Raw genomic sequence first — 12651 nt, forward strand, 5'->3', positions numbered from 1 at the left:
ATGAACAAACTCATTGTATTTATGATATTTTCAGCTTCATCTATTGCTTTTAGTCAAAACTTGCAATCGCCTGATAAACAATTGAAAATGATTTTTTATATTTCGGAAAATGGCACACCTCAATATGAGTTGCTCTTAGGGTCTGAAGTAGTGATTAATAAAAGTAATTTGGGTCTTGAGTTAAAAAACGAACAAGGATTAACATCCGGATTTTCTGTTCAAAATACAACACCAACTACATTTAAAGAAAACTGGAATCCGGTTTTAGGTGAATATAAAACCATTGAAAATCATTACAATGGTTTGATGATTGAGTTGATTCAAAACGCAACCAATAGAAAAGTGCACCTACATTTTAAATTATACAATGAAGGTTTGGCATTTCGATATGAAATTTCTACTCAAAGTAACTTCAATTATTTTGTTGTAAGTGATGAGGTTACACAATTTAATTTAGTTGGAAACCATAAAGCTTTTTGGATTCCCGGAGATTATGATAGTCAAGAATACGCCTATAATGAAACGAAACTTTCTGAGATTGATGTTTTAAGTTTAGATATGAATAATGGCATTGGAATGAAAGGACCAATGACAAAAACCAGAATCCAATCTCCGGTGATGATGAAAACAAATAGCGGACTTTACATCACTATTTTTGAAGCGGCTGTTGTGAATTATCCCATCATGCATTTGGATGTGAATACCGACACTTTTGCCATGCAATCGCATTTGGTTCCCAACGCAATTGGCGATAAAGCCTATCTCCAAGCTCCTGCAAAAACACCATGGCGTACCATCATGGTAAGTAAAGATGCTCGAAAAATACTTAGCTCTCAAATGATATTGAATTTAAATGAACCCAATGTAATTGAAGATACTTCTTGGATTAAGCCCATGAAATATGTGGGTATATGGTGGGAAATGCACGTTGGGAAGGCTACTTGGGATTATGCAGGTTCGCAAAATGCTCAAAACACCACTGATGGTTCGCTAAAGCCAACCGGAAAACATGGAGCAACTACAGCAAACGCCAAACGCTATATAGATTTTGCGGCGAAACATGGTTTTGACGGTGTTTTAGTGGAAGGTTGGAATGTAGGCTGGGAAGATTGGTTTGGCAATTGGAAAGAAGAAGTATTTGACTTTGTAACTTCTTATCCTGATTTTGATGTGGAAGAAGTGAAACGTTATGCACAATCAAGGGAGGTACAAATGATCATGCATCACGAAACCTCAGGCTCTGTGAGCAATTATGAGCGAAGATTAGATCGTGCGTTTGACTTTATGAAGAAAAACGATTACAACGCGGTTAAAACAGGATATGTGGGTAAAATTATTCCAAGAGGTGAGTGGCATGACGGACAAGCCATGGTCAATCATTTTAATTATGTGGTTCAAAGAGCTGCAGACTATAAAATTTTAGTCAACTCTCATGAATCTTCCAGACCAACAGGCTTGCATCGCACGTATCCCAATTATATTGCCTCAGAAGCAGCTCGTGGTAATGAATTCAATGCTTGGAGTAATGGAAACCCTCCGGCACATGAAACCATTTTACCATTTACTCGATTTTTGGGTGGACCGATGGATTATACACCCGGAATTTTTGAAATCAAAATGAGTCATTATGATCCAACCAAAAGCGAACAAGTACACACCACACTAGCAAAACAGTTGGCGTTATATGTAACGATTTACAGCCCGTTGCAAATGGCAGCCGATTTACCGGAAAATTATGAGAAGTATCCGGATGCTTTCCAATTTATTAAAGATGTTGAAGTGGATTGGGACGATACTAAAATTCTGGAAGCCGAACCGGGAGATTATATCACCATTGCCAGAAAAACAAAAGGGAAAGAAACTTGGTTTTTAGGTGGTATTACAGATGAAAATGCCAGAAAAACAGAAATTGCATTAGATTTTTTATCACCCGGAAAAAAATACAAAGCCACCATTTATGAAGATGCAAAAGACGCTCATTGGGAAAAAAATCCGAAAGCGTATGCTATCAGAACAGTTGAAGTAACTTCAAAATCGAAACTGAAACTGAATTTAGCGGCCGGAGGTGGTACAGCTATTAGTTTTCAACCCTTAAATTAAAAACGACTTACGAAAATTGAAATGAATAAAATATATTTGGATAATGCCTCAACAACTGCAATCCGGCCCGAAGTAATTCAGGAGATGACCCGTGTCATGATGGAAGATTTTGGCAATCCTTCATCAACGCACAGTTATGGAAGAAGTGCCAAAGTAGTTTTGGAAACGGCTCGAAAAAGTATTGCCAAACTCTTGAATGCAACAACTTCTGAAATAATTTTTACCTCCGGTGCTACAGAAGCCAACAATTGGATTATTAGCAATGCAGTTAAAAAACTGCACATCCAACGTATCATATCAACTAAAGTGGAACACCACGCGGTGTTGTATCCCATTTTAGAAGAGCAAAAAGAAGGGGTTGAAGTTTCCTTTTTATCGGTTGATAGTAATGGCTGTATCGATTTAAATGAATTAGAAACGTTGTTGGCAGACGAAAAACCTACTCTTGTAAGTTTGATGCATGTCAATAACGAAACAGGAGTTGTAATGAATTTAAATACTGTTGGAGCATTATGCAAAAAATACAACGCACTTTTTCATTCTGATACGGTTCAGAGTATTGGAAAGCAAACCTTCAATCTACAAGAAACTCCGGTGGATTTTATTGTTGCGAGTGCTCATAAATTCAACGGACCAAAAGGGGTTGGGTTTGCTTATATTAAGAAAAACAGTCGTTTAGGAGCGATGTTATTGGGTGGTGAACAAGAAAAAGGTTTGCGAGCCGGCACAGAAGCCATTCATCAAATTGCAGGAATGGCAAAAGCTCTAGAGCTAGCCTATGTAAATTTGGAAGCAGAAAGCAATCGAATCAAAGAACTCAAAGCTTTTGCATGGAACGAATTGCAAAAAGTTTTTCCGTTAGTGAAATCCAATGGGAATCTTGAAGAAACGTTTCATTCCTTATTGAATGTGCAATTGCCTTTTTCAGCAGAAAAAACAGCCATACTACTTTTTGAATTGGACATGCATGGTATTGCAGTTTCTCGAGGAAGTGCTTGTCAATCCGGAACCACAAAGCCTTCACACGTTTTAGCAGAAATGCTTTCTATGGGCGAATTGCAAAAACCCAATATTCGTATTTCGTTTAGTTATACCAATACTAATGATGAAGTGCTACAATTGGTTAAAGTGTTGAAGGAGATTGAAACAAAATGATTCATCCAAATATTTAATAATACAAAATCACCCGCTGGATTTCATAAATAGGCATCTTATCAATAAGAACGGTTTTCTTGACCCAATTTCCTTTGTCATCTGTTTCAAAAAAAAGCGTGCGTTTTGAGGTTCCGTTTTGTGATGTAGTAGCAGTCTCCACTAATCGATTGGAGTCGTCATACCCCTTGGTTATGGTTTGAACTGTTGTACCGTTTTGAATAACTTCATAAGAAACAATGTTTTTCTGATTGTCATACCCAATTTTTTCTTCTGAAACATGTTTTATACTGTTGTCAACCAACTTATTATAAGTTAAATTGTTGTTGTCGTCATACATTTTCATTTCAGAATATTGTAGTTCTCCATTGGGAAGGTAACTTTCCACTTTTACCAATAAATCATCCAAATACTCAAACTTTGTATTGGAAACGTTGTTATTTTGACTATCATAATACGACTCGCTTAGTTTTTTGTTGGTATCATCATATTCATAGGTGATGTAGTTGGTGATACGTTCTGTGTTTTTATAATAACTTTCTTTTATTAAATTTCCTTTGTCATCATAGGTAAAACTGATTTTACTCGTTAAACGCTCATTGGCATCAAAATTTCTTTTTTGTACTAATTTTGAATCCACAAAAGTTTGGACAATTTTATCATACTGACTGCCATCCGGATTTCTTCGGGTGATAATGATAGTATTTCCCTTGTCATCACGGGTGTGTTTTGTGGTTAAAAAAACCGCATTGTTCATATATTGAATGTAGTCAACAATTAGGTCTTTTCCATCATAAATGGTTTCTTCATGAAGTGCACCTGTTGAATTGAACTTCTTTTCACGAATCAATTGCCCTTTTTGATTAAATTCTAATACAAAATCATACTCAGAATAGGTTTCTCTCTTTAAACGGCCTGAATTTCTACCGTCAACAATTTCATATGATTTTTCTTCAACTGATTTTACCGGACCATATAAATTATAATAGTTTAAGTCACTAACTTCCGGTTCATTGGTGACTGCTATAACTTCTTCTTGTTCTTCTTTGTCTTTTCTACAAGAAATTAGCAGCGTTGAAATCAAAATAAGGGTAATTAACTTTTTCATGAAAGGTGTATTAAAAAAAATCCCGAACAAAGGCCCGGGATGTGTTAAATATAATTTTTTAGTTATTGGGCTACTTGAGTGGCGTTGAATTTTTCACTGACTTTTTCCCAATTGATAATGTTGAAAAAAGCATCTACATAGTCTTTTCGTTTGTTTTGATAATTCAAATAATAGGCGTGTTCCCAAACGTCTAAAGCAAGAATTGGCGTTCCTGATAATCCCAATTTAGACATCAAAGGATTGTCTTGATTTGGAGTTCCTACAATGTTCAATTTACCGGTAGCATCCACAACCAGCCAAGCCCAGCCTGAACCAAACTGTTTCATTGCTGCATCAGAAAATTGTGTTTTGAAATTTTCAAAGCTACCAAAATCTTTAGTTATGGCTTTTGATAAAGCATCACCTGGTCCTTTGCCGTCATTAACTTTTAGGATTTCCCAAAAGAAATTATGGTTGTAATAACCACCACCGTTATTTCTAACCGCTTTGTTTTCACCATCTAAATTTTTCAGAATTTCTTCAATAGAAAGAGTAGCCATTGGTGTACCCGCAATTGCTTTGTTTAAGTTGTTGGTGTAAGCCAAATGATGTTTGGAAAAATGAATTTCCATAGTCTTCGCATCAATAAAAGGTTCCAATGCAGTATAAGCATAAGGCAGGGTTATCATTTCAAAAGTCCCTCCTTCATCTGCTTTCACATCGGCAGGATCAGCAACAATGACTTCTTCAATTTCCGGACCTGCAACTTCTACTACTTCTTCTAGTTTTTTAGAATTGTTACAAGATATAAGCGAAAAAAGAGCAGCCGGTAAAACGGAATAATAAATGATTTTTTTCATAATAGTTATTTTTTTAATAAAGAATTTATAGTTTCAATATAACGTTCTTTTGCTTCTTCAGGAGTTAAATGACTAATTTGCATCCAAGCATTGGTCTTAAAAGCATTTCTCAAATCGCTGTTGTTTATGGGTCTGAATCCAACAGTACCATGTGTGGCTTGCTTATAATAAGCATAAATTCGTAACATCACATCCGGCGGCAAAGCATCGGTCATGTTAGAAGCCAATTCAAAAGCTTCATTAAATCTTCGGTCTAAATCGTTCTCACTCATGACTCGGAAGTTCAGCGATTACTGTTTCACCTCCCTTAACTTTTTGATTCAAAATCACGTTAATTGGAGTGCCTAAAGGTAAGAATAGATCTACTCTTGAACCAAATTTAATAAATCCGGCATCGGTTCCTTGTTTTACTTGTGTGCCTTCTTTGGCATAGTTTACAATTCTTCGTGCTAAAGCTCCTGCGATTTGACGGTACAATATTTCTCCAAACAATCGGTTTTCTAAAACCACAGTGGTACGTTCGTTTTCAGTGCTCGCTTTTGGATGCCAAGCTACTAAATATTTCCCCGGATGGTATTTGCTGAAATTTACTTTTCCGTTAACCGCATATCGGGTAACATGCACGTTAATGGGCGACATAAATATAGAAACTTGAAGGCGTTTGTCTTTAAAATATTCGTCTTCATAAACTTCTTCAATTACCACCACTTTTCCGTCAACGGGTGCAATAACGGTGTTGTCATCAACATGGGTATTGCGTTTTGGATTTCTGAAAAACTGCAATACTAAAATCAACAACACCAAACCAATGGATTGAACAACCATACGTAACCAATCAATGGCAATAAAACTATCTGCTAATAGAATCCAAGCGGTTACAATAACAGTAGTAATTAAAATAATCTTAGCTCCTTCTTTATGAAACATACTTTAAAATTTGATAAAATAAAAAAATAAATGGTGAAACAAATATAATACTATCCAAACGATCTAATATACCACCATGACCCGGCATGATTTTGCCGCTGTCTTTCACATTAGCTAATCGCTTGAACTTAGATTGAATTAAATCACCCAATGTTGCAAATATACTAACTAAAATCCCGATTCCAACCCAAATGCCTAAATTGCTGGTTCCAATAAAATAAGTAGCAATCAAAATACTGGTAAGGACACTGAAAACAAAACCCCCTAAAAAACCTTCTATTGTTTTTTTGGGCGAGATGCGTTCAAAAAGCTTGTGTTTACCTATGGATTTACCTACTAAATAAGCAAAAGTATCGTTGATCCAAATCAAAATAAAAACCCCCAGAATGATTTTTGGATTGTACCCATTGATGCCAATCGGTATTTTTGTAATGATAATAAATGGAAAAATGAGATAGCCAAAAATATACAACCACTTTTCAAATTTGGTAATCTTTTTATCTTTTTTTGAAAATAAAAAGAATAACAATCGAATGGAAACACTCAGGCAAAGTAACAAAAGTACTTGTTGGTAAATCAATTCGACATCCCAAAAATAAAAAGCTCCATAACTTAGTACGGCGAGCAATAATGGAAGGCGGAATTTGAGTTGAATTAGTTTGCAAAATTCAAGAACAGCAAGTGCCAAGAAAAGTCCAAACAATAAAATAAAGGTAATGTTTGAGTAGAGTAGGCACGTTAATAAAAGAAGGATATAAACTGCACCCGATAAAGCTCTTGTAAGCGTTTCATTCATTTTAAAGATCTTCTAAAAGCAATAAATAAAGATTTTTTGCCGCACTTCCGTAGTGTAGAAAATCCTCTTCTTTCGCTTTTTCAAAATATTTAATGGTGGTTATATTGGACGGATAATTTTTATCATACCGTTTTTTAATCTCACGCAATCCATCGCTTTTATTTTCTAAAATTTGACTGGTGGTTGCAAAAATAACCATATTGGCAGGTAATTCATGAGGTTTATTCTGCTTGATTTGATTGGAAGTCAATAAAACTGAACCGTCATCAGCAATTAAATTTTCACATGAGGCTAACAAAAATTTGGGATCAGTAGGATTAATGTAGGTAAGTTTGTTTTCTTCTAATAAATGGAACAACTTGGGCTCGTAACATAGGGCATGACACTCAAACCAATCATTTTCTTCTAAGATATTTAAGAATTGTTCTCTTAGTTCATCTAACGTATCACAATAGAGAAATTTACCGCCATTTTTTTTAAAATTAAAGGTAAACAATTCATCTACCGGAATTTTAATTTCCGGATTAAATTGGCTAACTTCCTTTTCTTTATTTTCCTCAGAAGCATCGTTACCAGAACCAAACAGCTTTTTAAAAAGACTCATATTTTGTTAGAAATGCGTGTATTCGTATTTGTTTTCGTTCAAAGATAAAAAAATCTCAATTCAAATAACATTTTGAATTGAGATTTTTATTATTTTTTAGAATTAGTTTCTAATTATTAAATAGGAGTAGCTTCAATTGGAGCGTTAAATGGTCGCTTTCCAAAAATAGTTTCTAAATCATCTTTAAAAATAACTTCTTTTTCTATCAGTATATCAGCTAATTGTAACAACTTGTCTTTGTTGTCTTCTAATATCTTGATAGCTCGTTGGTATTGATTTTCAATTAGAATAGAAATTTCTTTGTCAATTGTAATAGCTGTATCTTCTGAATAGGGTTTGGAAAAATTATACTCACTTTGACCCGATGAATCATAATAGGTAACGTTTCCTATTTTTTCATTCAAACCATATACTGTCACCATGGCTCTTGCTTGTTTGGTTACTTTTTCTAAGTCGCTTAAAGCTCCGGTAGAAATGGTGTTGAAAATTACTTTTTCAGCAGCACGACCGCCCATCGTAGCACACATTTCGTCCAACATTTGATCAGGTCTGACGATTAATCGCTCTTCCGGTAAATACCAAGCGGCACCTAAACTTTGACCTCTAGGAACAATGGTTACTTTAACAAGGGGAGCAGCATGTTCCAACATCCAACTGGTGGTGGCATGACCTGCTTCGTGAACGGCAATAGCTCTTTTTTCTTCAGGAGTAACAATTTTATTTTTCTTTTCTAAACCACCAACAATTCGGTCAACAGCATCTAAAAAGTCTTGTTTGTCAACCGCTGTTTTATTGTTTCTTGCTGCAATTAATGCAGCTTCGTTACAAACGTTTGCAATATCGGCTCCGGAGAATCCCGGGGTTTGCTTGGCCAAAAATTCAGTGTCTAAACCTTCTAGTTTTTTCAAAGGTTTCAAATGCACTTCAAATATTTCTTTACGTTCTCTAACGTCCGGTAAATCAACATAAATTTGACGGTCAAAACGTCCGGCACGAAGTAAAGCTTTGTCCAATACATCGGCACGATTTGTGGCTGCTAAAACGATTACGTTGGAATTGGTTCCAAAACCATCCATCTCGGTTAACAACTGGTTTAATGTATTTTCTCTTTCGTCGTTTGAACCGGAGAAATTATTTTTTCCACGAGCTCTACCCACTGCATCAATTTCATCAATGAAAATAATGGCAGGAGATTTTTCTTTGGCTTGTTTAAATAAGTCACGAACTCTTGATGCTCCAACTCCCACAAACATTTCCACAAAGTCAGAACCGGATAGGGAGAAGAAAGGTACTTTTGCTTCTCCGGCGACTGCTTTTGCTAATAAGGTTTTTCCGGTTCCCGGAGGACCTACCAGTAAAGCTCCTTTTGGAATTTTTCCACCTAAGGAGGTATATTTTTCAGGGTTTTTCAAAAACTCTACAATTTCTTGTATTTCTTCTTTGGCACCTTCTAATCCGGCAACATCTTTAAAACTAACTTTAATATCGTTCTTTTCGTCAAACAGTTTTGCTTTCGATTTACCGATGTTGAATATCTGACCACCGCCACCTCCGGCACCACCGCCAGACATACGTCGCATGATGATAATCCAAATAACAACAATGATTAGTATGGGTAACAAACTAACGAAAATCTCACTCCAATTACTCTTTACTAAAAAGTTATAATCAGCTAGCTTGTTTTCATTCTTTGCTTCTTCCAGCTTTTTCTGAAACAATTCATCGTTACCAATATTATCCAAACGATAATGAGGGCCTTTGTCATTTACTCTGCCAAAAGCATCTTTAGTAACGGCTTTGTGTTTTTCAATATTTAATGCTTCTTTCGTTAAATAGATTTGAGCTTCGCTCTTATTGTATACTTCCACTTTGGCGATTTCGCCATTGTTTAAGAATTCGTTAAATTTAGAGGTGGATAGCTTGTTAGGTTCCTGAAAGGAACCGCCTCCTGATATAATACTTACAAAAATAAAAATACCGGCTACCAGAAGATAGATAAGCCATGGGTTAAATTTAAATTTATTAGGGCTGGGATTAGTTTCTTTTGACATAAATTAAGTCTCTTATTTCAGCAATTTAATATTTATTTTGAATGGTAGTAATGCGTGCATCGCCCCATAATCCTTCAATGTTGTAAAATTCTCGAACGTGTTTTTGAAAAACATGAACCACAACGTCCACATAATCCATTAAAACCCACTCACCATTGTCGTTTCCTTCAACGTGCCATGGCTTGTCTTTTAATTCTTTCGATACCGTTTTTTGAACTGAGTTAACAATCGCGTTAACCTGAGTGTTGGAGTTACCGTTGCATATTACAAAATAATCGCATACCGTGTTTTCGATTTCGCGTAAATCTAATATATCAATATCATTTCCTTTTACTTCTTCTATTCCTTTGATGATGTTTGCTAACAATTCATCTTTACTAATCACTTTTTTCGTCATTTACTATTATCTATATTTTTGCAAAGTTACCAAATTTTGTGTTTACATTTGAACCTTAACAGAAGATTACCACATGTTTTTTTAACACATTCGTTATGAACCTAATCAAACTCGATGCCACAACCTCCACTAATGACTTTTTAAAACAGTTATATGCTACTCAAGTGGTTGATAATTTTACTGTAGTAACGGCTGATATGCAGACTTCTGGGAAAGGACAAATGGGTTCGAAATGGGAAAGCGAAGCAGGTAAAAATCTAACCATGAGTATTTTAGTTAAAGATGTACTGATGAATCCACAACAAATTTTTCATTTGAATGTAGCGGTGTCTTTGGCCGTTGTAATGGCTTTGAAAGAATTCAAAATCAATGACATACAAATCAAATGGCCTAACGACATTATGTCAGGGAATTTTAAAATTGGTGGCATTCTTATTGAAAATAATTTTAAATCGGATGGTGAAATCGTTTCATTTGTGGGCATCGGGCTAAACATTAATCAGTTGCAGTTTGACCAATTGCCTAAAGCTTCGTCTCTGCAAATTCAAATGAAAAAAGCGTATGATATTGACAGTATTCGTGATGAAATAGGGCATCAACTACGTATTGCTGTAGCTAAAATAATTCACAATGATACACAAGATTTATGGAACTCCTATCATTCGCATCTCTTCAAAAAAGACAAACCGATGCCTTTTGAAGACATAAAAGGCAAACGTTTTATGGGGGTTATTCAACAAGTTAATAACGAAGGTAAGTTGGAAGTGCGGCTTGAGGACGATTTGATGGTGTGTTTTGGGGTGAAAGAGGTGAGGTTACTGTATTAGGTGATTGGTAATAGGTAATGGCTAAAATAGCTCGACCACTCTAGGTAATAACTCAGCCACTTAGTAACTCAGCCACTCAAAAAAAAACATTTTCAAAACCCTACATTTTCACTATTTTTGCAGCACAACACCACTAACCATGTACAAACTACTTATTCGTCCGTTATTATTTTGTTTTGATCCGGAGCAAGTGCATCATTTCACGTTTGCTCTCATTCGTTTTTTGAATAGGCTACCGGGATTTGGAAAACTCTTCCAAACCCTTTATGAAGTGAAACATCCCAAATTAGAACGTGAGGTTTTCGGATTGAAATTTAAAAATCCTGTGGGTTTGGCTGCAGGTTTTGATAAAGACGCCAAATTATATCGCGAACTGGCGAACTTCGGATTTGGATTTATTGAGATTGGTACACTAACACCCAAACCTCAAGAAGGGAATCCTAAAAAACGATTGTTTCGCTTGAAAGAAGATGCTGCCATTATCAATCGAATGGGGTTTAACAATGGCGGGGTGTTGGAAGCGGTGGAACGATTAAAAAAGAATAACGGCGTTTTGATTGGAGGGAACATCGGGAAGAACAAAAACACCCCTAATGAAGAAGCGACTTCCGATTATGAGGTGTGCTTTGAAGCCTTGTTTCCACATGTGGATTATTTTGTGGTGAATGTGAGCTCGCCCAACACGCCTAACTTACGGGCGTTGCAGGATAAAGAACCGCTAACGCAATTGTTGCAGACCTTACAAAACTTGAATAGTGCTAAAAGCATTCAAAAACCGATTCTTTTAAAAATTGCTCCTGACTTAACTGATGAGCAATTGTTGGATATCATCGCGATTGTAAAAGAAACTCAAATTGCAGGTGTGATTGCTACTAATACGACACTTTCCCGTCAAGGGCTAAAGTCGGATAATAAAACGGAAACGGGCGGACTGAGTGGAAAACCGCTTACAAACCGTTCTACGGAAGTGATTCGTTTTTTGAGTGAGAAAAGCAATAAGGCGTTTCCAATTATTGGGGTGGGAGGTATTCACACAGCCGAGGATGCTCTTGAAAAACTTAACGCAGGAGCCAGTTTGGTGCAACTTTATACCGGATTTATCTATGAAGGCCCTCTATTGATTAAGGCGATTAATAAAAGGTTGTTGCAAAACGCCTAATTTGTACTGTTCCATTCCTAATTTCTAAGAAGTGTCGCTAATTCCCTTTCTTATTGCATCCATAGCTTTAACAGTTTCTCCTGGACCGGATATTTTGTATGTGATGACACAGAGTATTTCCAATGGGAAAAAATATGGCATAGCCACGGCAGCCGGTTTGGTGTCGGGGATATTGGTGCATACTAGCTTGATTGCGTTAGGTGTTTCGGCTTTGCTGAAACAATCGGAGGTAATTTTTATGGGAATTAAGATTTTAGGGGCGGCCTATTTGCTTTGGATTGCTTACCAAGTCTATCGGGCTCCGGCTACGGTAGCTGTGGCTACTAATGCAGTGCCTACCAAGTCGCCCATGGCTTTGGTGCAACAGGGTTTTATTATGAACGTGTTGAACCCGAAAGTGACGCTTTTTTTCTTGGCCTTTTTTCCGGGGTTCATTGATGAAAAGTTGGGGAATGTAACTCAACAGATTTATATTCTTGGCTTTGTTTTTATGCTACAAGCCTTTTTGATTTTTACTGCGGTAAGTATTGTGGCGGATCGCTTGACGGGTTTTCTTCGTTCAAACGAAAGGTTTGCTTTGTTTTTGAAAGGTTTGCAGATTGTAGTGTTTGTGGGGATTGCGGTGTTGATTTTGTTGTGAGTTTACCTGTCTTTTTAAACCGAACTTGAAGGGAGTGTTCAATAAACTGTG

13 protein-coding genes are annotated in these 12651 nt (G+C 36.3%); 5 read left to right on the forward strand and 8 right to left on the reverse strand.

Annotated elements, in window-relative coordinates; all coding sequences use genetic code 11:
• Together B3L86_RS08045 and B3L86_RS08050 are read left to right on the forward strand one after the other, a co-directional pair.
• Entirely contained in the window at positions 1 to 2100 is a 2100-nt protein-coding gene (locus tag B3L86_RS08045; protein WP_291117406.1) for a glycoside hydrolase family 97 protein, read from the forward strand.
• 21 nt (positions 2101 to 2121) lie between these two features.
• A complete protein-coding gene (locus B3L86_RS08050) occupies positions 2122 to 3255 on the forward strand; it encodes a cysteine desulfurase family protein (RefSeq protein ID WP_291117409.1) in 1134 nt (377 codons plus the stop codon).
• Positions 3256 to 3268: 13 nt separating this feature from the next.
• Here the strand turns inward: B3L86_RS08050 and B3L86_RS08055 are convergent, their stop codons facing one another.
• The 8 genes from B3L86_RS08055 to rsfS all read right to left on the reverse strand — a co-directional run bounded on the left by B3L86_RS08055 (position 3269) and on the right by rsfS (position 9974).
• Positions 3269 to 4360, reverse strand: a complete 1092-nt coding sequence (locus tag B3L86_RS08055; protein WP_291117412.1) for a hypothetical protein — start codon at positions 4358 to 4360, stop codon at positions 3269 to 3271.
• 62 nt (positions 4361 to 4422) lie between these two features.
• Positions 4423 to 5199 carry a superoxide dismutase gene (locus tag B3L86_RS08060; RefSeq protein WP_291117415.1) on the reverse strand — a complete coding sequence of 259 codons (777 nt, stop codon included), beginning with the start codon at positions 5197 to 5199 and terminating at the stop codon, positions 4423 to 4425.
• Positions 5200 to 5204: 5 nt separating this feature from the next.
• On the reverse strand, positions 5205 to 5471 hold the full coding sequence (locus B3L86_RS08065; RefSeq protein ID WP_291117418.1) for an acyl-CoA-binding protein: 267 nt from the start codon (positions 5469 to 5471) through the stop codon (positions 5205 to 5207).
• A complete protein-coding gene (locus B3L86_RS08070; protein ID WP_291117421.1) occupies positions 5464 to 6126 on the reverse strand; it encodes a phosphatidylserine decarboxylase family protein in 663 nt (220 codons plus the stop codon). Before B3L86_RS08070 ends, B3L86_RS08065 begins: the two co-directional genes overlap by 8 nt.
• A complete protein-coding gene (locus B3L86_RS08075) occupies positions 6116 to 6922 on the reverse strand; it encodes a phosphatidate cytidylyltransferase (RefSeq protein WP_291117423.1) in 807 nt (268 codons plus the stop codon). The genes B3L86_RS08070 and B3L86_RS08075 overlap by 11 nt, the downstream gene beginning before the upstream one ends.
• Before the next feature lies 1 nt (position 6923).
• Entirely contained in the window at positions 6924 to 7526 is a 603-nt protein-coding gene (locus tag B3L86_RS08080) for a lactate utilization protein B/C (protein WP_291117426.1), read from the reverse strand.
• A gap of 116 nt (positions 7527 to 7642) precedes the next feature.
• Positions 7643 to 9577, reverse strand: coding sequence for an ATP-dependent zinc metalloprotease FtsH (gene ftsH, locus B3L86_RS08085; protein ID WP_291117429.1), 1935 nt, complete (start codon positions 9575 to 9577; stop codon positions 7643 to 7645).
• 25 nt (positions 9578 to 9602) lie between these two features.
• Positions 9603 to 9974 carry a ribosome silencing factor gene (gene rsfS, locus B3L86_RS08090; RefSeq protein ID WP_291117432.1) on the reverse strand — a complete coding sequence of 124 codons (372 nt, stop codon included), beginning with the start codon at positions 9972 to 9974 and terminating at the stop codon, positions 9603 to 9605.
• 95 nt (positions 9975 to 10069) lie between these two features.
• Here rsfS and B3L86_RS08095 point away from each other — a divergent pair, with 95 nt between their 5' ends.
• The 3 genes from B3L86_RS08095 (at position 10070) to B3L86_RS08105 (ending at position 12600) form a co-directional block, all read left to right on the forward strand.
• Positions 10070 to 10801: a biotin--[acetyl-CoA-carboxylase] ligase gene (locus B3L86_RS08095; RefSeq protein ID WP_291117435.1), complete on the forward strand. Its 732-nt coding sequence runs from the start codon at positions 10070 to 10072 to the stop codon at positions 10799 to 10801.
• Positions 10802 to 10940: 139 nt separating this feature from the next.
• A complete protein-coding gene (locus B3L86_RS08100) occupies positions 10941 to 11960 on the forward strand; it encodes a quinone-dependent dihydroorotate dehydrogenase (protein ID WP_291117437.1) in 1020 nt (339 codons plus the stop codon).
• Positions 11961 to 11991: 31 nt separating this feature from the next.
• Positions 11992 to 12600: a LysE family translocator gene (locus tag B3L86_RS08105; protein WP_291117440.1), complete on the forward strand. Its 609-nt coding sequence runs from the start codon at positions 11992 to 11994 to the stop codon at positions 12598 to 12600.
• Positions 12601 to 12651: the final 51 nt, after the last annotated feature.

The organism is Flavobacterium sp. UBA6135 (assembly GCF_002428305.1).
In the GTDB taxonomy this organism is placed as follows: Bacteria; Bacteroidota; Bacteroidia; order Flavobacteriales; family Flavobacteriaceae; genus Flavobacterium.